At 35.2% G+C, this 25488-nt stretch carries 20 protein-coding genes; 6 read left to right on the top strand and 14 right to left on the bottom strand.

All coding sequences use genetic code 11. From position 1 onward, the window contains the following. Position 1 precedes the first annotated feature (1 nt). The 4 genes from QTL86_RS16945 to QTL86_RS16960 all read right to left on the bottom strand — a co-directional run bounded on the left by QTL86_RS16945 (position 2) and on the right by QTL86_RS16960 (position 3460). Positions 2–823: a helix-turn-helix domain-containing protein gene (locus QTL86_RS16945; RefSeq protein ID WP_410495543.1), complete on the bottom strand. Its 822-nt coding sequence runs from the start codon at positions 821–823 to the stop codon at positions 2–4. 42 nt (positions 824–865) lie between these two features. Beyond that, entirely contained in the window at positions 866–1573 is a 708-nt protein-coding gene (locus tag QTL86_RS16950; protein WP_410495544.1) for a DUF5131 family protein, read from the bottom strand. 27 nt (positions 1574–1600) lie between these two features. Beyond that, a complete protein-coding gene (locus QTL86_RS16955) occupies positions 1601–2251 on the bottom strand; it encodes a hypothetical protein (protein WP_410495545.1) in 651 nt (216 codons plus the stop codon). A 135-nt stretch (positions 2252–2386) separates the two neighbouring features. Beyond that, entirely contained in the window at positions 2387–3460 is a 1074-nt protein-coding gene (locus QTL86_RS16960; RefSeq protein ID WP_410495546.1) for a vWA domain-containing protein, read from the bottom strand. 196 nt (positions 3461–3656) lie between these two features. Here QTL86_RS16960 and QTL86_RS16965 point away from each other — a divergent pair, with 196 nt between their 5' ends. Further along, complete coding sequence (locus QTL86_RS16965; RefSeq protein ID WP_410495547.1) at positions 3657–5129, top strand: hypothetical protein; 1473 nt, start codon at positions 3657–3659, stop codon at positions 5127–5129. 245 nt (positions 5130–5374) lie between these two features. Here QTL86_RS16965 and QTL86_RS16970 read toward each other — a convergent pair whose 3' ends face one another. The 4 genes from QTL86_RS16970 to QTL86_RS16985 all read right to left on the bottom strand — a co-directional run bounded on the left by QTL86_RS16970 (position 5375) and on the right by QTL86_RS16985 (position 9536). Beyond that, positions 5375–6979, bottom strand: a complete 1605-nt coding sequence (locus QTL86_RS16970; protein ID WP_410495548.1) for a DUF5050 domain-containing protein — start codon at positions 6977–6979, stop codon at positions 5375–5377. A gap of 20 nt (positions 6980–6999) precedes the next feature. Then, a complete protein-coding gene (locus tag QTL86_RS16975; protein ID WP_410495549.1) occupies positions 7000–8082 on the bottom strand; it encodes a hypothetical protein in 1083 nt (360 codons plus the stop codon). A gap of 257 nt (positions 8083–8339) precedes the next feature. Beyond that, positions 8340–8459, bottom strand: coding sequence for a zinc-ribbon domain-containing protein (locus QTL86_RS16980; RefSeq protein WP_127065269.1), 120 nt, complete (start codon positions 8457–8459; stop codon positions 8340–8342). A 102-nt stretch (positions 8460–8561) separates the two neighbouring features. After that, a complete protein-coding gene (locus QTL86_RS16985) occupies positions 8562–9536 on the bottom strand; it encodes a helix-turn-helix transcriptional regulator (RefSeq protein WP_410495550.1) in 975 nt (324 codons plus the stop codon). A gap of 349 nt (positions 9537–9885) precedes the next feature. Between QTL86_RS16985 and QTL86_RS16990 the strand changes: the two genes are divergently transcribed. Further along, positions 9886–10449 (top strand): Uma2 family endonuclease, encoded by a 564-nt coding sequence (locus tag QTL86_RS16990; RefSeq protein ID WP_410495551.1) that lies wholly within the window; start codon positions 9886–9888, stop codon positions 10447–10449. A 67-nt stretch (positions 10450–10516) separates the two neighbouring features. Here the strand turns inward: QTL86_RS16990 and QTL86_RS16995 are convergent, their stop codons facing one another. The 6 genes from QTL86_RS16995 to QTL86_RS17020 all read right to left on the bottom strand — a co-directional run bounded on the left by QTL86_RS16995 (position 10517) and on the right by QTL86_RS17020 (position 20500). After that, the gene (locus QTL86_RS16995) at positions 10517–11074 is read right to left on the bottom strand and encodes a Uma2 family endonuclease (RefSeq protein WP_410495552.1); all 558 of its coding nucleotides are present in this window, start codon (positions 11072–11074) and stop codon (positions 10517–10519) included. A 233-nt stretch (positions 11075–11307) separates the two neighbouring features. Then, entirely contained in the window at positions 11308–13932 is a 2625-nt protein-coding gene (locus tag QTL86_RS17000) for a cation-translocating P-type ATPase (protein WP_410495553.1), read from the bottom strand. Positions 13933–14423: 491 nt separating this feature from the next. Beyond that, on the bottom strand, positions 14424–16268 hold the full coding sequence (locus QTL86_RS17005) for a hypothetical protein (protein ID WP_410495554.1): 1845 nt from the start codon (positions 16266–16268) through the stop codon (positions 14424–14426). Between the two features lie 131 nt (positions 16269–16399). Then, on the bottom strand, positions 16400–17956 hold the full coding sequence (locus tag QTL86_RS17010) for a stalk domain-containing protein (RefSeq protein WP_410495555.1): 1557 nt from the start codon (positions 17954–17956) through the stop codon (positions 16400–16402). Positions 17957–18114: 158 nt separating this feature from the next. Further along, positions 18115–19467, bottom strand: a complete 1353-nt coding sequence (locus QTL86_RS17015) for a methyl-accepting chemotaxis protein (protein ID WP_410495556.1) — start codon at positions 19465–19467, stop codon at positions 18115–18117. Between the two features lie 214 nt (positions 19468–19681). Then, the gene (locus QTL86_RS17020) at positions 19682–20500 is read right to left on the bottom strand and encodes a MerR family transcriptional regulator (protein ID WP_410495557.1); all 819 of its coding nucleotides are present in this window, start codon (positions 20498–20500) and stop codon (positions 19682–19684) included. A 184-nt stretch (positions 20501–20684) separates the two neighbouring features. Between QTL86_RS17020 and QTL86_RS17025 the strand changes: the two genes are divergently transcribed. The 4 genes from QTL86_RS17025 to QTL86_RS17040 all read left to right on the top strand — a co-directional run bounded on the left by QTL86_RS17025 (position 20685) and on the right by QTL86_RS17040 (position 25475). After that, positions 20685–21383, top strand: a complete 699-nt coding sequence (locus tag QTL86_RS17025) for an ABC transporter ATP-binding protein (RefSeq protein ID WP_410495558.1) — start codon at positions 20685–20687, stop codon at positions 21381–21383. A gap of 13 nt (positions 21384–21396) precedes the next feature. Next, positions 21397–23643 carry an FtsX-like permease family protein gene (locus QTL86_RS17030; RefSeq protein ID WP_410495559.1) on the top strand — a complete coding sequence of 749 codons (2247 nt, stop codon included), beginning with the start codon at positions 21397–21399 and terminating at the stop codon, positions 23641–23643. A gap of 12 nt (positions 23644–23655) precedes the next feature. Continuing rightward, positions 23656–24795 carry an HlyD family secretion protein gene (locus tag QTL86_RS17035; protein ID WP_410495560.1) on the top strand — a complete coding sequence of 380 codons (1140 nt, stop codon included), beginning with the start codon at positions 23656–23658 and terminating at the stop codon, positions 24793–24795. A gap of 83 nt (positions 24796–24878) precedes the next feature. Continuing rightward, positions 24879–25475, top strand: coding sequence for a TetR/AcrR family transcriptional regulator (locus tag QTL86_RS17040; protein WP_013655247.1), 597 nt, complete (start codon positions 24879–24881; stop codon positions 25473–25475). The last annotated feature ends 13 nt before the right edge of the window (positions 25476–25488 follow it).

A 25488-nucleotide genomic window follows, 5' to 3' on the forward strand; every position in this document is an offset into this window, starting at 1 on the left:
ATTATTCCCTCCTTGATGATAGTATAGTGGATACCTCTGTGGCATCATAGTAAAAATCAGACATGTATTTCAAATAGTTTTCAGGGGTAACGCCGCTAATGGCCTTAAAATCTTTATCAAAATGAGCTTGGTCGAAATATCCGGTTTGTTGCGACAACGCTGCAAAGAAACATGGCGATTTTTGTATATGCCTTAATACATCATTAAAACGAACAAGACGGGTATAACTTTTGACGTTCATTCCAATCTGCATTAAGAAAAGACGGTTTAAATGCCGCTGGCTATAACCGACCTTTTTAGCCAGTTCCGCAACAAGTATTTGACCCTGATGATCTGAAATGGTTTTTGTCGCAAAGAACAAAGCATCTGAAACAACACAGTACTCCATATAATTATATAAAATCTTATCACACATACTAAATAATTCTGTTACATTGTTTGCGGTTTCAAAAGCACGGCAGAGGGAATTAAAAAGCTCCTTATCCACATCTTTGAGCGGCATACGCTTATCCGCAAATTCAGCTTGGTGGCAGTGTGTTATTTGATATAATCCATAAGGTGAAAGTTGTATCAATAGCATAACTTGATATTGGTTGGGTTCGGCTCCAAGCAAAGTAGGGGTTACGGAAGCCCCCCATAACTCAGCTAAAATATCCTTTCCATTATAGGCAAGAGACAGTGTGCCACATGCATCAGGCATAAGCGTATAATGTTCTACGAACATATTTTGCTTTGGGAAAACTATATTATAGAAGAGGACATATTTATCAAGTAGACTATGTGGTGGGCTGATATTAAAGGCTTTATCACTATAAATACGCATGCTGCATTTCCTCCTCTCTATTTAATGAAATCACAAGAGCTTTTAGCAGTTGATATTCGCTTTTTTTGCCTGCGAACATAAATCCCGAACTGACAATTTATAATATTTACCATCCTTGATAAAATGAGTGCCACATTGCCTAAATTCAAAATGAATGCTATTTCGTATACATTGCTCTCTTATACCAAGTACCCAATCATAATGAAATGGCCTGGCATCTTTATCAGACTCGCCGCCGACTACCACCAGTTCTATATCTTTTAAATACTTCTCAATATTAACTTTTTCAATTAGAGGTTGGCAAATAATATTTTTGTGTTTGATAGGTAGGGTAGAAAAAATGGAAAGGCGGTAGTCGGCAGTCTCTTGATTTTCTACTGTACAGCCAACAGTTACGTTATCATATCCATCATTCCAATCTACAGGAATACAGTTCATAAATCGATCAATTCTTTTTGTGAGAAAAATAAAATGCAAGTCTGAACGCTCTTTGATCATCTCCCAACATTCTTGCCTCCATATATCGGCATCTTCAATTAAAAAATCAGTTGAAAAGCCAAGATAAACAGTTTGCCCTGCTTTAACTTTGTATTCCCCTGATTTATTTTTCTCAATAGGAACATTAAATTTGTCTGTGCGGACAATGACATTTGTATCTATGCCTCGCTTATCATCACCTTTATGAATATAACAGTATTTACAGCCTTCACTATATCTATGACAGCCACGCCATGGGTTCCACATAGCCATAAAAACACCCCTTTTTATATAAGATATTCACTTCTTTCTCAGACTAGCAACTAATATGATGCTAGCAGTAGTAGCACAGATTGCTCCTACCACTATATCAAGCATTGAGAAATAAAACGGTTTCCACTTAACTTCTGAAAAGAACATATGATTGATTACAGGAATACTTAATAAATAAATGACCACTAAACCTATACCTACGAAAATAGCCTTAGGAATTACAATCTGGTAATACAGTGGATTGAGTGCTCCACTATTTGATGTTTTTGCCTTTTTTTGAAACTTCCTATATGCTTGTATAAGGCACATAATGCCTAAAATAATGCACCCCAAAACAACACCACTCATAACAAACATTAACATTATATATCTCTTATGAATTAATATAGACGAGGAAGCCTCCAAAATTTTGTTATAAGCTATGCTATAGGCTGATATTCCTAAATAAATAAACTCTAAAATTAAAAGAGGGAAAAATCTTTGAATCTGTGAACTTTTAAGTATAATAGCTGTGATACATACACCTAGTAAAATCCCTATACTAAGAGGTAAAAGACGCATGATTGGTTGCCACTCAAAATAATTACAAAGTGCCTCTCCTAATCCTAAACTAGATGTCAAATTAAAAAACCAAAGAAAAATAATGATACTCTTTTTAGATTGTGTTTTCTGATTCACTACTTATCACCTCTAGGAACTTATTTTCTTCTTCATCTATATAACCATTAAACACTACACCTTGTATATCACTATGATTGAATTAGTTCTATGCTTATTTTAAAATTAGACGTTTATTACTTCCTGCTCTTTGTCTTACGAGCGCCTTTTAAAAAGAGGATATTTATCATCCTCATCCTTTAGACCATCTTGATCGCCGTCTTCTGATGTGGGGTCAGAAATAATAGGTAGTACCTTTATTTCTTGCCCTTCTTTAAACCATTTCGTGCTTTCAATAGCCTTAATATCATATACTACCCCTGGCCATTGCCATAGATAACTTACAGTTGGTAACTGAAACTCCCCATTTTCAAACTTAATTAAATCCCAATTCACTTCTTCACTATCTGTTAATGCATCCTGATCGGAACAAATACTTCCACCTTTAGTTAATGGTGCTTTCAATGTAATTTTAACTAAACCTGTATCCTTTAAAATCATAAATTCCTTTTCCCCAATTAAATTCGTGACAATAAACTCTGCAACCTCATACTCGGAGTCACTTAAATCCTTCATTGAACTATACATACCATTAATATGATTAAGCCACCTTTTATAAAACTTCTCCGTTTGATCACCTGACTTATGGTATGGCATATAGGCAATTCCAAGATTAATCTCTTTTTGTCTCAGCTCATCTAATAGCTGATTAACTGTTTTATAACCATGACAGTTAGAAATATTATAGGCCTTATCCGTCATCAAAAGCGTAAACCTGCCCGCCTCTTTTCTAAAAGGCATAGTTGTCACATAACCAAGCCCTGCAAGTGGTGTTCCTGTTATGTCTGTAGCATAACCTCCCGAAGCTTCTAAGCCCTTTAGTATATTTTCTATTTTATTTTGGTCTTTTGTAAAACTTAATGCACGCACCCCCTCTGCTTTACTGACTCTATTACCATTAATTCTAATTGCATCTTCTGAAGCTAATGCATTAATATCTTTAAAATCAATAATAGAAACTTCTACGTCTAGCTGGTATTCCTCTTGTAAAAGTCTTATGATTTCCTTAATACTCCTCTTCACTGTATGTAGCTTCTTCTTCATAGTATAACCTGTATCTACAACAAAGACTATATCTACCTTATTTGCTTTTTCATCCTTTGAATGAGATAAACTAGTAGCTTGAATTTCACCTGTTATAGACCCTACTAGTATTGAAAAAATCATCATTAGTAAGTTGATCCTCTATACTTTCTTGTTTTTTATTCCTTTTACATTATTAGGTGTTCTCATACCCTTGCTCCGCTCTATTTAGTTATATTTTCAGATGCTAAATAGCTACCTTGTACTTGCATTAGCATAATTTAGCACTTTTATGTTATAATAGAGTAAATTTTATAAAAATTCAATCTATTAGAGGTATTTTATGGAACAAAAGAAATTTATTCAAACCCGCCCTACAGATTACATCTTATTTTCCTGGCTATATCGCTTGCTTTTTTTACAGCTTATACTTTTAACAAGTAATTATATTTTAAAAGTCATTTTATCTATCATGATTTCACCCTTACAGTCTGGCTCTTCCTTTATCCCTTCTATCTTTATAGGTTATTGGTGTATTTTTGTGTTCTTTTTCTTCTCTAAATTCATAAAACCTTCTCCACTACCTGGAGATCTCTCTCTTGAATTCGAAGAAAACGAGCTCAAATTACTTGATAAACATGAAGAGATACTTATTCCCTATGGAGATATTACTTCTGTCGTTGTTTCTATTTCTAACCCAGGTACTTATCATTCTATTAAACTTCAAGTTGGTGAGAAAACTTTCACACTTGCCTTCTTTACAGAACTAGAAGCAATCTTACAGCTTTTGGCTCATAAGGTTTCTGAGGATTGTCCTATCGTCCTAAAAAAAGACTACCTTATTACTACTTATAGAGCTGGCTTATTTAACTTATTATTATTGGTATTTAATCTTAATTTCATTATTTCTATCTTCTCACAGCAATCTTATCTTCCTTCAGAATTTCCTATTTTGATAGGTGTGTTTATTTACCTTTTCAGTTTTTTCCCTGAAAAATGTACTCGTTCTATCCCTACTTCTTATAGACCACTTCCTTCTAATGAAGAATTTATAGCAGGCAACAAAGTAAAACCTATCAAGACTAAACTGATGATTCTTCACAAAGTATTTGTATATCAGTTAGGCTTTGTATTTGCTATCTTCTCTGCCCAAATCCTTTTAGCTTCGCTAGATGCTGAGAATTCTTATAGCCTTCTAGCTACTTTCAGTGTACTTACTGTAACGCTCCTTGTCTTAATCCTATTGGCTTTCTACCATTATTTAAAAAAATATCTTGTTTTAGGTAGTACGCTTATAGTAGATGAGGAGGGAATGACATTCATCCATGACGATAAAACACAAACTTATCAGTATAAAGACTTTATTAAAGTAAAAGCTTATAGGCTTAAATCAGGCAAATTTCAAGGAATTCTATGCCACACGACTACTGAAACCTTCTTCTTATCAGAATTTGAAAATCTAGAAAAGGTTTTTGAACACTTTAAGCTCCGTTTACCTAGTGTCTGTGCAATCAATTCTCAGAAACTCTTTTTATCCTCCACCACTTCTTTTAGATGTGCAAACTTATTTTTACTTTTTTGCAACGTAAGTTTATTAGTGAACTACATCAGTAGTGTTCTAATGCCTTCTTCATACCCTGCAACAGGCCTTTTCTTCCCGGCAATAGTTGTTATCTTAGCTTTAATCGTCGCCCTTATAATTAAACTAAGCGAATCTAAGACTTCAACTAAGCTACTTACTATTGGTACCAAAATATATATCATCTGTATTTTATTACTTCTAGCAGCTATAATGACTTCTACCCTTATGTCATAATATTATTGTAGAATAGCATATACTACCTATCTTGAAAACGTTCATAGTTGTCTTCACAAGCACCATTCTATCCGTATACAAGTACTAAAGAACTATTGTCATGCCTTAGATTAGCATTTACTTAGGCAGCTATGGAGGTTGAACTAGAGTCTGGGGCAAAAGAGAAGGCGCTCATCATGTATCCGTTACATGGTGAGCGCCTTTTTCTTTGCTCCATTTATAGATTGCTATCTACTTTCTAGTTTTTACACTGTTTTTATAGATTTCCACTGCGTTTTATTATTCGCCTTTTCAAAAAAGAATAGTCTGTCTCCTAGTACATGTAAATTACAAATATAACCTTCATCTGATAGGTAGACTTCTTTTTTAGTTGATGGTGTATCTGGCGAAAATCTTTTTATTTGGTTTGTATAAAGACAATAAGCATAGGTATCATCTAGATTATCGTAGCGGATTATATCTAGTGCTACATCAGAACTTTTAGGTATTATATCACTTACTATATGGTTACTTAAATCGTTCTTCTCTATCTTGTCATAGTGCATATCCTTAAATAAGAATTTCTCTATGTAATAACATCTATAGTAAAGCTTATTATTAATAAACAGGATATCCTCATTACTACAGCTTGCACCACTGGTCTGGGCAATTTGCTCGGTGCTTTCAGTTGCTATACTATACTTGTAGAATTTCTTATAATCATTAAAGTAATAAATATTATTTTCATCAACATTGACTACCCCTTGGCATGTAAAGCACTTTGTAACTTTACCGTTTTGTTCGTCTATAGTATAAACATCTACACCTTGTAATCCCAATATAGTTACATTTTCCACTATCACAAATAGATGGCTACCCACTACCATCATAAAAAGCTTTGATTCTTTATTACGGTGTATAGGTAAACTTTTTTCTTTAGCTATTGGAATATCCTTTAAGGAACATACTTTAGTTCTAGAACCTCCATCTAAATCAACCTTATAAATCACATTAGCAACAATGTAATAGATGGCATTCCCTACTACATTTATGGATTTGGCTTCCTCTTCACAGATGCACTTTTTGTCTTCCCCATTTATTTTGGATCTATATAAGAAGTAATCATTTTCTGGTTCCGCAAAGAATAAATATTCTCCTTGCCTTGCCATATATCCCCCATTTGATAGGTTATGTAGTGTATTGCCCAGCTTATTGACTGGACCAGTATAGTGGAATTTGTGACTTGCTCCATTCCCACCCATTGCTGTGTCAGCTGGTGGTACATAGCCATAGTTTTCTGCTATCCCTTGTAAGCCTGTTAATCTATAAATATTATCAATCTTATCTTTGATTTCCTGGACACCTTTTCTATTGACACTAAAATACTCGAAAACATCTTCGTATTCGTCCATATAATCATGGTTTGCATGATCAAGGAATAGATACTCCATAATGGTCTGTAATATTGCTTTTTGGGAATTAATACTTTCAATATTCTCTATACTAGCTAGATCCACTTCGGCTTGTACATTCATTACACCTAAATAGTTTTTTACGGAACGGATAAATTGTTGTTGGTATGATGTAATCTGCTCACCCATATTGGCAATTGTATAAAGAAGCGCTACCAAGAATTCTTTTTCTGTCTCATCAAGCTCTGAAATATTCACGACAGTATTTAGATCATACAGTCTTTTTTTCTCCATCGCAGATAAATCGTCTAATATAGCATCCGTTACTTCATCAATCGCATCTAATCTCTCATTAAGCTTACGACTTACTCTATCTATGGCTTCGCCTTGTCTTCTAAACTTTTCCTCAAAAGGCTTCGCTCCTGCTACCATGCCTTTTTGAAAATCTTTTCTTCCCATATGTAATTCCTCCTTAGATGTTAAAACTCATAGTCTGTTCCCATAACAATAGTATGGAATTCCTTTTCCAAAAACTCCTCTTTAACTTGGTTTATAAATTTGGTATCTGTAATTAATCGATAAATGGTTACCAGTATCCCACCTACATCCAACTGTTTTAATGCGCTTTCATTTCCAAGAGAAACACTTATAGCTACATAAATCACATTACTTGCACTGGCAATACTATTAGAATAGCTTAAGATTTTTCGTGTTTTAACTTCATATATTTCTCTGCTACTATACTGGGCTGGATTATAGAACAATCCATGTATAGCCGCAATGAGCATATTAATGAAGCTAGAAACAGCAATCCCTCTAGTCACACTATAAACATCAATACCATTCTTTAAAAGCTTAGAGGATAAATCTGGAGATAAGCTATTAATGATAGGAATGGGTAAGCCCATTGTTGTAAATGCATCTGATGCTAGATGTACGGCATGTTTCATCACTGCTAAGATAAGGTCTTTATAGTCTTTCTGCACTCTATCTACACTTTCTAAGAAAATATGCCCAATGTTGGTTGCTTCACAAATCTTGTACTCATTCCCCACAAGCACTGTATTATAGGATTCTAGTAGGAAATTATTCTTCGTAACTGTGTCTGTTAGAATATTAGCAGTACCAAAAATCCAACCTAATAATGGATCATGCCCTAGAGTTGTATATCTATGGTTGGCTCCACTTATGCCAGTGTTGCCTATAAACCCTTCTTTTTTGAAAGCGTCATATGGCACGGGTCCTGCCAGAGATATTGGCACATATTTTTTCACAAACTTACTGGCTTCTTGGTCACCAACCCTTAAACTACCATTAGTTAGCCAGTATTGTCTAATGCACTGCAAAGCTGTTGCGAAGAACAAGAATTTAACATCTACACTATCTAATTTCGTTACGCTAGCAAACTTTTTATCTATATCATTCATTATATTTTGAGCATTCGCGGCAACATTTGCTACTCTATAAGATTCACTTGCAACAGTCTGCATATTGCTAATATCCTGTTTTGCTCCCTCTAGTGCTTGATTTTTCTTTGCTCTTAACTTTTCATACTTATTCATTTTATCTTTCTCTTCTCCACATCTTTTTCAAAATCGTTTCAAGCTCCATGCCTTTTATAAAGTATTTTTAATTTGCATGCTAAATTTCAGTTATTCATTACTCTACAATGACATCATTTGCAAAAAATATTTAGTTCATTATATCAAACTATATTATTTATTGCCATACTTCTCCCAATTAAGATTCTTATGCTTTTTAATTATTTATTACTAATAAATCAAATTATCTCGCTTTTTACTAGTGTTATAGTGTTTTATTATGACTCTATCACTTGTAATTCAAGACCACACTTTGGACATTTGTCAGCTCCTGGTAATATGTAATGACCACATTTAGGGCAGTATGTAAATGGAATAAAAAATCTATTAGCTTTCATCTCTTTTTCTCCTTATCATCATTCTTTAAGTTGTTTATGCTATAGGATCATTATAAAGAAAAAGGTGGACATCTTCTGTCCACCCTTTTCTTTATCTACTATTTAGTTGTATAGTTTAAACATCTGCTCTATGGTTTGCTTCATTTCTTCTCTAAAGCTTAGTGGTTCTAGTACTTCTATGTAATTTGCCTGACTTAAAAGCCACATCTTAACGCCTTTACCATATACCTCTGCTTGTATGATATAAGCTTCTCCCTCTTTCTCAACTATTTTAGCTGTTGGAAGTCTGTCTAACAGTGCTTCCAAAGATGGTCCCCAGAATCTTAGCTTAATAGTCATTAACTCTCCTGGGTACATAAACTGAATACGCTTTCTTATCTCTCCTTCTTCAAAGCGATTCTGCTCACTTAAACTAAAACCCTCTTCTAGTATCTCATAAGCTAATATCCGATCTATACGATACATGATAGGCTTTGTTTCATCCTTTAAATAGGCAATCAGGTAAAAATAGTACTCTGAAAACATAATGCTAATAGGTTTAACAAGCCGTTCTACTATCTCTTCATTTTGTTTAATGTATTCAAGCTTAACTTTCCGCCTACCACTAATAGCCTGTGCTAGATTTACCAAGGGTTCTATTCGTTTACTATTATTTTGAAGTTCTGTATAGTGGTACTTCTCACTCAGAATATATTGCTCTATAGACTCCTGACCTTGCCTTTTACTGTACCTAACAAGTTTTTGAATAATATGATCTAGTTCTTCTTTTTCTAAGGCTCTACTTTCTAATAAAATTTTAGCTAGTACAAGTATTTCCCCACTATTAAGATTTTCCTCTTGTCTTCCTATCATTTCGTAATGATAGTCTATGGGATTATTCCTAATATACACCCCACTATGAGGGTCAATATCTTCTAGATATGTATTAAGGATTCCAATATCTCGTTGTACTGTTCTTTCATCTATGTCCATTTCAGTAGCTAATTCGGCCTTGGTATATCTTTTACCACCTTGTAAATGGTTGTAAAGTTTAAGTAGTCGTTCTACTTTGCTCATTTTCTTGTTTTCTTCAGTCATTAGTCGTTCTTACTCCCTTTTCTTATAAAAGCTACAAAAAGTATATACAAAGAGGTAGACAGCTTTTATCCACTATTTATACCGTATGTCAAATTTATTATATCATCTAGTATCTCTAGTTTTAACTATCCCCAATTTAACATGGATTAGTTGAAGATATCCACATTTTTAGTCACATATCCCACCCCAAAAGAATTAGGTTGTTTCTAATATTATACCTTTTAGCAATAGAATAAGTCATCATTTACATGCTATTTGAACAGATTAGTCTTCCCATGTTATACTATAAGTAATAAATGGCAAGACTAAAATATTCTGGTTACTAAACTACCGTCAAGGAGGATGAACGATGGCACTTATTGATGATTATCATAAAGAAGAATGTATCCAAGGTGTAATTTATAATATGTCCCCCTCTGCACCTTTTGAGCATGCCACTGTAAATGGGAATATTTATGGTGAGCTATATGCTCAACTTAAACACTCTCTATGCAGCGTATTTATGGAAAATGCAGATTTGCACTTTGATGAGCAAAGCAAAGACTATGTTGTTCCAGATATTATGATTGTTTGTGATACTAAGGCCTTTAAGAAGGGAACTAAAAAGTACTACGGTATACCTAAATTCATAGTAGAAACATTAAGCCCTTCTACGGCTAAAAAGGATAGAACTGTCAAAAAAGACTTATATGCTAAAAAGGGCGTAAGTGAATATTGGATTGTAGACTATAAATCAAAATCTGTAGAGGTACATTATCTAAAGAACGGCACTTATGAACTGGTTAACGTCCTTATGCTTCAAGACGATCCTGAAGAAGATGATTATAATGCAAAAGAAGTTCTTGAACTAAGAGAATTTCCAGGTGTGAAACTTGTTTTAGAAGATATATTCCATCATGTTGATTTGGTATAAATATAAATTAAAGAAAAAGGTGATCACCCTGTATCCGTTATACATAGTGGTCACCTTTTTATTGTGCTTAAAAAATTTCATCTATATCTATGGTAAGTTCAGAAAAAATGCTTGTTTTAAATTGTTTTACAAACCCTTGCTTTTCATAAAGTCTCTCTTTTTCTGCTTCATCTAACTGAGTATAAACACCATTAAGTTTATATTTCCCCTCATGTAAAACAAACTGCTCTATAGATTTATTAAGAGGGTCTACTATCCAATATTCCCCCACACCATAAGCTTCGTATTTATGAAATTTGGTTTCTCTATCCCTTTTGATACTAGTAGGTGAAATCACCTCTACGATTAAGCTGGGTACGCCATTATACCCTTTATCTGTAAACTTATCTGGGTCACACAAAACAGATACATCAGGTATAACCTTGTCTGTGCCTTCTTCATTCAAAAATACGTCAATGGTGTCTGTAAATACTTCACAAGTTTTTCCTTTTAAATAACTTTTAAATATAAAATAAATGTTGCCTATAATTCTCCCATGTCTAGGATTGGCTGATGGCGACATATAGTACACCTTACCATCTATGATCTCTTCTTTCAATTCATTTAGGTTGTATACTGGACTCATCATCTTCCTCCTAACATCCTTTTTCTTTAGTATACCCTATCTCGGCACTGGCTAACAATCTCTAAAATAATTATCAAAACCTAAACGTTCATAAGCCTCAATATCCTGTATCAGCGTATTTCTTGATTGTTCTTTATTGATGGAACTCCCTTTTCCTGATTTTCTTTTTATATCTATCCCCAATTTAGCGTTTAGTAGCTAAAGATATTCACATTTTTAATCACATATACAGATTAATTCTTACTCGTACTCCTTACTTTTTGTGCGCCTAAAATCAGTTTAATGAGTTGAATAACCACTAAAGGCACCAATGATAGCACACCAATACTGATAAACTGTTCCTTACTCAAGCTTGCAATCTCAAATATACTCATGAGTGGTTTAATGGTCATGATCATTGCCCATAACACTACCCCTAATAAAGTAGCCAGCCAGCTTGCTTTATTACTAAATACACCTAATTGAAAGAGAGATGCTTTGCCTCTACAATTTAAGCCGTGGAAAAGTCTTGCTAAACATAGGGTGGAAAATGCCATGGTGCTTGCTGTTAGGTGATTCACTTGTTTCCCCATATAAAAGGCTACTAGGGTAACACAGCTAATTAATATTCCTTCAAATAATACCTCTAAAGCAAAGCTTCTTGATAAAAGAGGTTCATCCATTTTCCTTGGCTTTTCCTTCATAATATCTTTTCTATAAGGTTCTACACCAATTGCAATAGCTGGCAAGCTATCTGTTACTAGGTTAATAAATAATAAGTGAAGTGGTACAAAAGGATTAGGAAGTGCTAGTAATGAGCAGTATAAAACGGCTAAAATACCGGCTGTATTCCCAGAGAGTAAAAACTTAATGGCATTCTTAATATTTGCATAGATATTTCTACCATTTGATATTGCCTTTACAATAGTTGAGAAGTTATCATCTGTTAAAATCATAGAAGCTGCATCTTTGGCTACTTCTGTACCTGTAATCCCCATGGCTACCCCTATATCTGCTTGTTTAAGAGCAGGCGCATCATTTACACCATCTCCTGTCATCGCTACTACGTTACCATTATCTTGCCATGCTTTTACAATACGGATTTTATGTTCAGGAGAAACACGGGCATATACACTAATTTGATCTACCTTGTTTCTAAGTTCTTCATCTGATAAAGCATCTAATTCTTTCCCTTCAATGGCTTCATCCATACTATTAAGTATCCCGATTTGCTTTGCAATAGCTGATGCAGTGATTTTATGGTCTCCTGTAATCATAACTGGTTTAATGCCTGCCTTAATACAGTCTGCTACCGCCTGTGCACTTTCTACTCTAGGAGGGTCCATCATAGCAATTAAGCCTAAGAAGGTAAGGTAATTTTCGTCTTCAAGGGTTAATGCCTTAGTACTGTCATAAGGCCTATAGGCAAATGCCAATACTCTTAAAGATTGCTCGGAAAAGACTCTATTGATTTGCTTAATCTGCGCCTTATCTTCTTCTGTAATAGGCCTAATACCTGCTGCTGTTTGAATATGGTCACATCTACCTAGTATGACATCAAAAGCACCTTTTGTAATAGCTACTTGCTCTCCTTTAAGCTCATGGGCTGTAGTCATTAACTTTCTATCCGAGTCAAAAGCTAGCTCTGCTAATCTAGGATATTTTTCTCTTACTACTAATTCATCTAAACCATAGAGCTCTCCTAAATCCACTAAAGCCACTTCTGTAGGGTCTCCTATTTCTTTAGCTTCCCTGGTAATCGCATCATTACATAGTAAGCTCATTAAAGTTAAGGTATGTTCTAATTCATTTTCTTTATTCACAGCACTAGTTTCTATGACCTCTCCGTTTACAAAGAGCTTTTGTACAGTCATTTTGTTTTGAGTGAGTGTCCCCGTCTTATCTGAACAGATAACAGAGATGCCTCCTAGACTTTCTACTGCGTGTAATTTACGCACAATAGCATTTTCTTTTGCCATCTTTTGTGTGCCAAGTGCAAGTACAATGGTAACAATAGAGCTTAAAGCTTCTGGAATAGCTGCTACTGCAAGAGAAATAGCAAACATAAAGGCATCTGCTGGGCTAGCTCCTTTTACTATATTGAGGGTTAAAATAATCCCACAAATAATGAGTATAATAACGGCTAATTTCTTTCCAAATTGATCTAGACTCACTTGAAGCGGTGTTTTCTTTTCTTGGGCATTTTCTAATAAGTTGGCAATCTTACCAATCTCTGTAGACATCCCAATATTGGTGACAATAACCTCTGCTCTGCCGTAGGTGACAAAGCTTCCAGAGAACACCATATTCTTTCTATCTCCTAAGCTTATATCAGCTGTAGAAATAGTCTCAGCACTTTTGAGCACACTTTCCGCCTCACCTGTAAGAGAGCTTTCATTAACCTGCAGATTGTAGTTTTCTATAATCCTGCCATCTGCACTGATAAAGTCCCCTGCATCTAGGAGCATCAAATCTCCTACCATTAAATCTTTAGAAGAAATCTCAGTAGCATTCCCATCTCGCTTTACTTTTGCCATAGGGGATGCTAATGCCTTGAGCGCATCTAGAGATTTTTGAGCCTTTACATGCTGCACTGTACCTAGTATGGCATTGAGCATAATAACAACGATAATAACAATAGCACTTTCTAGTTTACCTAGAACCCCAGATACTATAGCAGCTACAATTAAAATCATTACTAAAAAGTCCTTGAACTGCTCCATGAAAACACGAAATATACTTTTTCTAGCACCTTCTACTAATTCATTGTTTCCATACTTCTCCTTTAAAGCTCCTAATTCCTCGGATTTTAGTCCTTCTCTTGTTGTTTGTAATAAAGAGAGAACCTCCTCTGATGATTTATTGTAATACCTATCCATTTGATTGAACCTCCTTGTATATTGTCTTAGCGGGCTTGCAACTAACTACCTATATCAAAAAAGACTCTATAGCTGAATAAATAATCCCAGCTATAGAGTCTCACAAAACAAATTACGTTATCATTGCCGGGAAAGTCTCCGAATTGACGACAATGAATCTAGATATACTAGCAGTTACTCCCTCTATATATATGTATATGATTGTAACTGAGTATAAATTTATTTTTTGCAATTGTCAATTATTTTTTATTATATTTTTATTAGTTCAACCATCTGCTATTCTCATTTTTTAAGAAATGCCTTCATTGCTTTGCTTTTCAATATGATACTAGGATCTATTCCATCATGTAGATTTGGTATAAACATTACATTAAATCAAAAGGTGACCACCGTGTATCTATTATACATAGTGGTCACCTTTTAAGTTAAAACATCCAAAATATATTATTATCCCTTTGATTGTACTACTTTCATCTTTCTTCTATTACTCCTCATCTTTCTTCTTCTACTTTCTTTTGTTGCTCTAGCCTTTGATTAAATACCTCTTCAGTAATAGGGGTAAGGGTGTAGGTTGTAGAACCATCCACATTTACTTCGCAGCTACCATTCATTGATAAGGTTATCTTGGTTCCTACTGTCATCACTGTGGTTATTTCATACGAATCATAAGGATTAAGATGGGCTATGATCCCCCCTTCTTCTACCATTAAGCTAGCTCTACTGTAGCCCTCATAAGTTTGCATACAAGAAACCTGCTCTACCCCATCACGATATAACCTAAATGTACCATCTGATTCCATTTTCACTAAGCAGTTATAGTCAGCGCAAGCATAGGCTCCTACAACTTCATCATATTTTAACTTTCTGATGTATGTTAACTGATTAACTAATACTTTATCGTAAGTATTGGCATCACCTAGTATATCAACGATACCAGTAGCCTTATTGTATGCTTTTATAGCGACTTTTTGCTCATTTCCTTCTCCTTCTAGACAAGCATAGGTAATATATTTTCCATATAAAGAAGTAGTATAATCCCCCTGTGCTTGATCTGTTAGTAAAATAGGCTGTTCTAATGCTTCAAGTTCTTTATTATTAATGTCTTGCTGAACAAAAATTTCATTTTTAGCAGTCCTATAAACCACATAGTCATTAAATAGATCTTCTTGCAGTGAGCCACTGGCTAATTTGAATTTCATGTTGTTTCTACATAAATAAAGTGTTCCATCTTGTGTACGTGCCATAATATTGCCATGGTTAGGGCTGGACTTGAAGTAACTGCAATTTTTTAATATTGCAGCTACTTTGCACTCTTCTAAGGCCCTTATAAAGTAAGTTCTATTCCCTAAATACTTTTTATTAACTTTAGGTACTGCTAACTGATAAAGTATCTGCTCAGAATTCAAATAATATAAACTATTATCTTCTTCACAATAACTATAGCTTGTTACATTTTCCGCCACTTTTATAGCTTCTTGCCCTTTTAATTTGACATATAGATGACTCACATTAGGTTCTGAAGAACTATGTCCTATAAAGCATAATAGCTTTTGTTTATTTGAACCTTCTAGCCGCGTTAAATCTATGTCATCTATATTTTCTATACGTTCTTCTTGTATTTTCTGTCCTCTAGCATGATAAATGACATAAGTTGGGTTACCTCTATTTAATCTGCACAGCACTTCATTTTTACCAATCACACTATACTCTTCAACATTGGCTGCAATTTGTTTTTTATCGCCGCCCTTACTTTTCTTGTACAAATGATTGCTTGCATCTAGATAATAAATATCTTCACTGTCTTCATCGATGTACACATTATTTTGCTCAGCATCAGTATATATTCCTTTAGAATTATTTCTAATATCATAAAAATACCATTGGCTAGAGTCTAGACTACTGTTAAAAAATAAGTACTTACCACTTTTACTAAAGCTAAGCCCATCGCCACTTACATTCTTACTTATTTGAATAGCTGCTACTCCTTGTTTAGCAATATATAGATTATTCGTATGATCTACGTAGGCTAAAGTTCCACTAATAGCTGAGTATACATATTGTTCACTGCCTATCTGTTTAGCTATTAATTGCTTTTCTTCCCCTATGTTCTTTATGTATAAATTTCCAACCCCTGGCGTGTTCCAGTTTGTATACTCGAATCCAACCATTGCATTTAATTCATAGTTTTCCTCAAACCCTGTACCTACTGTGGCATCCATTCCCTTATAGAAAATAATTCCTACGCTTAAACCTAGGCCTATGAGAACGAGCAAAGTCATAAAAACATAAAACCTATTCCCTCCATCCTTTTCCTTGCTACTAGCTTTACACTGCATTTTATTCCTCCCCACTTCTGACTTAGGCAGTCATTCTCAATAGGAAATTAACCTAGTAAAACTTCTTTTATGATAATTTTAAGCGATTACTAAGTAGCTTCTGATACAAAGTAATCGCTATTTTTGTTTTTTTAATTTGTCCTAGTAATAGTTGCTTCTTTTTTATTATTATCCCAATCTACAGTTACTCCTTTAGATTTAAAGGCCTTAGCAATTTGAGAAATAGGAAGCAAAATATGATTGTTTTGTGAAACAGCTGTGCCGTCCATTACAATTGTTTGGCTACCTATGGTCATTATATTGGAGTTTAGCTTCACCTTGATCACATCACTGCCATCAATAATGGTTGCTTCCTTGTTTTTTGAATCCCAAGTAATTTGATTCTCGTTGATACCTAAAGCATAAGCTGTTTGGCGAAGAGGTAAATACGTTCTTTGACCAATTATAGCTGGTGGTGTAACCATTGGAGATTGTATCGCACCATCCTTAGTCCAATTTCTCTCATTAAGTCTAAATTTAACCACCTGTTGTACTTTATTCTCTATAGCAATATAAATTGACTTTTCCTCTTTGTTACCAGCTCTATCTTTGACACTCACTAGGTAATTACCTGCTTGTGTAACAGGATAGTTTACAGTACCGCCACCCGTTGCTATACTTACTGCCTTGCCATTAACAGTAAGCTCTGTAATCTGGTCATTGTCCTTCGTTGTTATTACAAGATCTGTGCCACTTATTGTTTTGCTTTGTGAAAGTACTAAGGTTGGCTTTTCCTTATCAATTATTTCATTAACATCGACATAGATACTATCTGTGCTTTCCATGTTAAGGTCATCTTGTAAGACAACTTTATAGGTTCCTGACTTAGTAACTTCATATGTTACTTCGCCGCCTTTAGCAGCAATAGTAACTTTCGTGCTATTTACAGTTAATGTGCTAAGTTTGTTGCTATTGGTAGGCTCCCCCTTAATGATGAGATACCACTTCTTATCCTTATATTCTTTAGTCACCTTTAAGGTAGGCTTATTGGCATTGATACTTACTTTATACTTCTTAGTGGTCTCATTACCATCATTATCCGTTACAACTACTGTGTACTCCCCTGCTTTAGTCACTTCATATTCTCTGCTATCTCCACTTTCATCAAAGGTAATGCGTGTACCATCTACAGTTACTTTGGTAATCTTGCCATTATCAGATGCTCTTATCACCAAATAGTATTTGCTATTTCTAGTCGACTGCCAGACATCTACTGTCGGACTCGTTGTATCCTTGACTGTCACTTTATAAGATGTACTTCCAAAGTTCCCTAACTTATCTTGAAAGTTAATGTTATAAGTCCCACTTGATATCACCTCACACTTATATGTGCCTGATACAGCATCTCCACTAACTAATGTGGCATACTTGTCACCTACTTGTACATAATTCACGCCACTAGGATCATTAAGTGAAATCATGAGATAAGTCTTTCCATCCTTTTCTTCAGTCCATGCACTATTAAATTGAGGTGCCACTTTATCCACTACCTCTATAGCCCCAGGCGTTGTGCTATTTCCTTCGGTACTTGCCAGAGCTAATACTGTATAGTTTGCAGGACTATACGTCTTAGCATATAAACAAGATAATTGTCCAGTAAACACTATACTCGTTGCTAAAACACTTGCTACTCTTTTATTTAATTTCATATCTATTATCTCTCCTCTTATAGGTTATGTAACTACTATAAACCCATTTTATTACAAGAGCATCAAATTTGCACTAATTTTCTAACTATTTATTATTTTACAAAAACAAAGCACTCCGAAAGAAAACTTTTCCTTCCAGAGTGCTTTGTTAAAGCGCATCAAGCAATTTTGAATTCTCCTATAGCACTATCTAATTGCTCTGCTATTGCTGCTAGTTGTTTTGAAGATATCTCCATTTTTTCTATACCTTTGAGTTGGTCTTGTCCTGCCGCTGCTACTTCTTGCATGCTTGCTGCCGATTCTTCAGCTACCTTTGCCATATTTCGTGTACGATTAGAAATGCTTTGAGAATTTTCATTTACCTTTTGCATCCCATTAGCTGTTTTTTTAAGGCCTAAGACCATGTCCTCATAACAAGCTTTGATATCACTAAAGGCTCTTTCTGTAATCACTACACAATCCTCTTGCTCTTTCACAAGTGCATGAGATAATCCTATGTTTTCTACTACCTGACTAGCCTTATCTGTTGTTTTTTCTATCACTGCAACAATATTTTTTGAAGCTTTTTCTGACTCTTCTGCCAGGCTTCTAATCTCTGCTGCTACCACTGCAAAGCCTTTTCCTGCTTCTCCTGCTCTAGCTGCTTCAATAGCAGCATTTAGTGCAAGTAAATTGGTTTGATTAGCAATAGCTGTAATAACCTCCATGGTGCTTGCTACTTCTTCTATCATACTTTTTAATGCTTCCATGGACTCATTTAGTTCACCTGATAAAGCTACATGTTCTTTCATCTTATCTTCTTGCTTCTTAACAGCCATTTCTCCTTCTTCTATAATCTTTAAGGATTGACTTGCACCCTCTGCTGAGCTTGAGGTTTCTTTTGTGACCTGATCAATCAAGGCTGCCACCTCTAGAAGGGTTTGATTGATATCTTGAATAATCTGAGCTTGAGTGCTATTTCCTGATGCTACCTCATTAATGGCAGCAGACATTTGTGTAATAGTTGTAGCATTTTCCTGTGCCCTCTCTCCTATATCATGAGCCTGGGTATTGAGGACTCCTGCTGTATGTTGTAGTTTTTGAATAATATTTTTAAAGGCCTCAGTAGTATTTCCTAATGCTTTAGCTAAGATACCATTTTCATCTTGGCGCTTTGCAAGCGCTTCTAAAATATCTTTTTTAGTTAAATCAAGCTGTGCCATTTGCTTAGACACCTCGGTAATTTGCGTAATAGGTTTAGCAATGGAGCGGCCTAATATGTACGCTACCACAGCTCCTATGATTAGAGATACGATTAGACCTATTAAAATAGGAGTTGGCATCAAAGAAGTTAATTTTTTCATTCCCTGTCCTATATTTTCTCCAGCTTGTCCTGGTGGATTCGATGTCATCATATCCATAGTGTTATTCCTATTATTATTCATATAGATAGAAACACCTACATTAATCACTGCAATCACCACGGTATTAAGTAACGATAGACTCATAATCTTAGTTGCTATTTTCTTCATATATGTCCCCTTCATTTAAGTGTATTATTAATGCAATAGAATTATATTTCGGAAACCTTAAAACAATCTTAAATCAAAGATTAATATTGTTTTTTAAAATAGTTCACCATAAATACTAAATAAGCAAGGGGTTTTTAACAAAAAAGCGGCACCTTGTATCACATATACTTGGTTGCCGCTTTCTCTCATACCTATCTAACTAGCTGAATATTATTTATTTTTTTCTAACTGGATAACACACTTCTGTTACTAACTCATCTGGATTTTGTGTTTCATATGGGCTTACATGATAAATACAAAATGATACACCATCAAAGGCATAGTCATTATCCCTCACCCAATTAGCTACGGCTTCATTGACTTCATTTATCTGGTCATAGCTTCCTTTATAAGTAGCTGATGCCATTAAAATAGGCTCTACTGTTTTAAAGATGACATGTTCAGTATTAGAGTAATTTCCTTTTACTGATTTTTGTATCTCTACATCTACATTACTTTCCTTATGCTCAGCATCATGGAAGATTGCAAGGGTATAACAAGGGTCATCTGCTTGCACATTAAGCGGTCCACATTCCTCCATAAGGATTCCCCAAAGCATACCTTCTGCCTTATAAGATGGAATCACTTGTCTTACACTTGCTACTGTTCGTTTTGGTAACTCTTTTAAAGTAACATTATATTTCATAACTGCTTCATCCTTTCCTAATCGGTTGATAGTCGTTTCAAGGAGTCTTAGCATTCTACCCACTTCTTCCTGCTTCTCACACACTTCACGCTGTTTAATGATGAGATATTTCTTAAGTGCTTCTTGATCTGTGTAGCTTTCTAATATCTCAGCAATCATAGCTAGACTAAAGCCCATATCTTTCAGCGCTGTAATACGATTCACTACGGGCAGCTGCGCCTCACTATAATAACGATAGCCTGTGAAATCATCTATCATCTCAGGCATCAAAAGTCCTATCTCATCATAGTGCCTAAGCATACGAATACTAATCCTTGATAACTTTGAAAACTCCCCTATTTTTAACATTTATTTTTACCTCACATATATGTGTTTTTGAGCTCAATTTGAGTATAAAGTATACCACAGTGTAAGAGTCAATTGCCATTTTAATTTTTATTTAAAATTTTTATATTATTATTGACATTCTGCCGTCAAAGTCATACCATATGACTATAATTATATTTTTAGTCATACAGTGAGGAGGGCTTTTATGTTTTTAGAAGTAACTGATTTAGTGAAAACTTATGAAACCGGAGCTGGTAACTTTAACGCAATGGATCATGTCTCTTTTCATATTCACCAAGGTGAAGTAGCTGTTATCTTAGGGCCTTCTGGTTCTGGCAAGTCTACTTTAATGAATATTGTAGGTGGACTAGAATCCGCCACCTCTGGAAGTCTCAAAGTAGAAGGTAAGGAAATTTCTACACTCTCACCTAAGGCGCTTGGCCTTTACCGCAGGGATACTGTAGGATTTGTCTTTCAGTTTTACAATCTTATTCCCAATCTAACAGTGAGAGAAAACGTAGAAATCTGCTCTCACTTGGGAAAAGAGCCTCTAGACATAGATGAATTACTTACTAAAGTAGGCCTTACTGAACAAACACACAAATTTCCTTCTCAGCTTTCTGGTGGTCAACAGCAACGTGTGGCTATTGCTAGAGCTTTAGTGAAGAATCCAAAGCTGCTCTTATGTGATGAACCAACTGGTGCCCTTGATTACAAAACCTCCAAAGAGGTTTTAGCACTTTTTGAAGAAATCAATCGTAATTATCATACAACGATCTTGATGATTACCCATAATGATGCCTTTCAGGCTATGTCCCATCGAACCATTCGTATCAAGGATGGGAAGATTTTAAGTAATGAGCTGAATCAAACGAGAAAAACCATAGCGGAAATTGACTGGTAAGGAGGTACTAGCCTTGAATTTTAAAAGAATGCTACGCGATTTTAAAGCAAATAGAATCAAAAATCTAAGCTTTATTTTACTTATTATATTAAGCAGCATGGTCATTATAGGCTTTAATCGTTCATCTACCAGCTATATCCTGGCAGTAGATAAGTTCTATATGGACTACCATGCTGAAGATGGAGAATTCACCTTAGAAAGTCCACTCTCAGCTAAACAAATACGCACCTTAGAAAACCGCTTTCAGCTTACCTTAGAAGAGGTCCTATTGACAGATGTCAAGATAAAAACCCTTCCTAATGAACCTATTCTTCGGGTCTTTTCTCTGGACCGTTCTATTAATCAAGTGGCACTATTAGATGGTATCTTTCCTTCTTCTTCAGAGGAAATTCTCCTAGACTCTAAATTTGCTGAAGCCTTAGGGTATCAAATAGGTGACTCTATTACCTTATCAGGTGCCTCCTTTAGAATCAGTGGCTATGGTATATCTCCCGATTATGTCTATACTTTAAAAAATCCCGGGGACTTTATGGGGATGGCAAATAGTTTTGGCATAGCTTACTTAGCGCCTGATGGCTATGAACGCGTCAAACAAAAGAATGCAGAAGCAACCTTATACAGTTATCAAACTACCTCCAAAGATACGACATCATTTAAAAATTACCTTCAAAAAAATCTTTCTTTAGTTTCTTTTCTAGAACGCAAAGATAATAGCCGTATGACTACTGTTTATAATGATGCCAGTGCACCTAGCCTTATCTCACTGATTATAGGCGTCTTACTGCTTTGTATCATTGGTTTTATTATTTCTATTTCCATACGTAATACCATCCAAAGTGAAAGTCAAATCATTGGTATTCTCTATGCTCAAGGCATCAATGCCAGGGAACTTTTAAGCTACTATTTAATGCTTCCTACCCTCTTGGTTGTAATAGGCGCTGTTATTGGTTATTTACTAGGCCTTGTTATATCTGGCCCTTTACTTATCCTTCAATCAAGTCAGTATACAGTTCCTCATGTGATCCTGGTTACACCCTGGTATTTGGTGGTAATAGGCATTATCTTACCTATTGCTCTTACTTTGGGTATCACCTTTATCTATGTTAGAAAAGCCCTGCAGCAAACACCTCTTTCACTTCTGAGAGGCAGTCATTCCAATATGAAAGTGTCACGGGTCGAAAAGCTTTTCTCCTTTGGAAGTCTTTCCTTCTTTAAACGCTTTCGCTTGAAATCTATGATGAGAGAGTTTGGAAGTATCTTAGCTTTATTCTTAGGCGCTACTCTCTCTATGTTTATCCTATTTACAGGGTTGTACATGAAGGATTCTTGCGTGGATTATATGAATGAACTCCCCAACTCTATTCCCTATGACAATCTTTATACTTTTTATAGTCCAAAGGATTTACACAAATACAGTCAGCAAGGTGAGCTTACCGCGCTATACAATGTGAAATTCAATTATAAGGGAGTAAACAAAAACCTTACTTTGCAAGGCATTAACCCTCAAAGTGCTTTCTTCAACATGCCTGAGTTACAGACTTTAGGCCAGCATGAGATACTGATTTCCCCTAGCGTTTATTACAAATTTGGTATTCAAGTAGGCGATACCCTCACCCTTTATGATGACCAAGATAGTGATAAAACCTATCAGGTCTGTGTAAAGGGACTGGCTCCTTATGATTATGGTCTATACTTATATACATCGCTGCCTAATTATCACCATATCTTAGGCCTACATCAAAATAGCTCCAATGCTCTCATGACTTATAGTCCTCTAAACATAAAGGATACTAAAGTACTAAGCGAAACCAATAAGCAGAAAATGGTAGATGGTATGAAAAATTTCACCATGCTTATTACCGTCTTTACTAGCATTATCATCGTAGTTGCCAGTATCATCCTCATTGTGGTGATCTACATGCTAATGAAGATGATGATTGATAAAGGTAAGGTAAATATCTCTATGGTGAAAATATTCGGTTATCATCCCAAGGAAGTATCCGCTCTTTATCTAAAAGGTAATTACTGCTTCTTATTAATAGGCTATCTACTTGCTATCCCTGCTAGCTACAATCTCACCAAACTATTCTTTGATAGTATCTTTGAGTCCATGGACCAATACATCTTGCCTAGCTTAAATCCTTTTTCTTATGTATTAGGTTTTGTCATGATGACACTGAGCTACGCCTTTACCACCCTACTACTTAAAAATAATCTTAATCAAATCAGCCTTACTGAGGCGCTTAAAAATAGAGAATAGGAGGCTTTAACTATGAAACTTAATAAACTTTTTCTTTTAGTACTTAGTAGCTTGCTACTTCTTTCCGGTTGCAATACTGCTGAACCCACCTCTGTAGAAGTAGCTGCTCCCCCTGCTTCACTTGTCCTATATGGAGATGTTACTGCTGATAATCCTCAGCTTATCACCTTAGATTTTCCGGCTAAGATAACTGCTGTCCATGTGAAAAATGGTGACATCCTTCAAAAGGATGATATCCTATTTACCTTGGATTTCTCTGATTACCTCCTTCAAATTAGTTCTAAGGAAAAAGAACTAGAGGAAGCACAAATTCAATTAAAAAATCTAGAGCAAAGCCTAAACCCTCAGCTGCCCCAGTATGATGCTACTTCCGAAAATCTAGCTTTAAAGAAGAAGTATCTCCAACAAGACAGTGACCCTGAAATTATTCCTCTGGAAAGTGAATTAGAGCTTTTGGAAAAAGAGGCTACTACCGCTAAAAGCTTATATGAGACTAATCAAGAGCTTTTTACAAATGGGCTTCTTGCTCAGCAGGAATTAGAGGCCAGTGAGCAAGCTTATAAGGCTATCCTGCAAAAAATAGAAGCTACTTCTTCTGCCATAAAGCAAATAAAAGATGCACGCACATTAGAAGTAAACACCTTATCTAATGAGCTTAAGAGTCTTAGATCTCAAATAAGTAATACTGACCAAGAAAAATCTACTAGTCTTGAAAAGCTTCGTGTTCAAATAGCACTTCTTGAAGAAACCATTAGTAACATGAAAAGTAAGCTAGATGAACCTTATCTAAGAGAAAATACCATCATTGCCCCTGTTAATGATATGGTGGTTTATGACATTGCCGTTATGAATGGCAGTGATCTATCTAGTACTAATGGCATCCTTGGTAAGCTGCTCTCTCAAGATTCTCTTTATATTTTAGCTGATATTCCTGAGGAATCTTTAAGCTTAGTCAAAGAAGGTCAACCTGTTTCCATTTCTCTAGCTGGACATACGGATTCACAGCCTGTACTTGCTGGCACTATTTCTCAAATAGCAGGCTGCGCTACACTAAAAGATGGTGATACTGTTGTAGAAGCCCATATTCAAGTAACAGAGGGTTCTAAACACCTTAAAGCAGGCCTTTCTGCTGATATTATTGTCAGTTATTGACACTTGTTTTCATATGGTGTTACTATTTATATTAAGATTCAAAAAAATTTTCACTATTTTATATTAGGAAAAGAGGAGTTCATATGGCCACAGCTTTTTCAGAAAATGAAATACAGATTATCCATAAGCAGCTTAAAGCTTGTGCTAAAGAATGCCTTACTAAATACGGAGTCAAAAAAACCACTGTAGATCAACTGGTTGCAGGTGCTTCTATTTCCAAAGGTGCCTTTTATAAATTCTACGAAAGCAAAGAAATGCTCTTTTTCGAAGCGATTCATGAAATCGAAACGGAAATTTATGACCATGCCATAACTATCCTAAAAACGAGAATGGATCTTAGTCCCTCTGAACGTTTAGAAGAAGCTCTATTTTATGCTTGTCAGGTTCTAGAATCCTCCAACTTACTTCATTTTATGGAGCATGAACTTGATTATCTGATACGAAAACTACCTCCGGGTTTTATAAAACAGCATCTTGATGAAGAAGCCTCTTTAATTAATCAAATTATTAAAGACTCCGGTATTCAATTTAACTTAGACCCTAACCTCATTCTTTCCGTTGTACATTCTATTATTTATTTAGCTCCTAGAAGATCTATAGTAGATGAAGCATATTATGAGCCAGCTCTAAGATTTATTATAAAAGGTGCTTGCGAGCAGCTTTGCAAAAATGCCCTATGATAACATAGGGCAT

It is taken from the genome of Cellulosilyticum sp. ST5 (genome assembly GCF_046529625.1).
In the GTDB taxonomy this organism is placed as follows: domain Bacteria; phylum Bacillota; class Clostridia; order Lachnospirales; family Cellulosilyticaceae; genus Cellulosilyticum; species Cellulosilyticum lentocellum.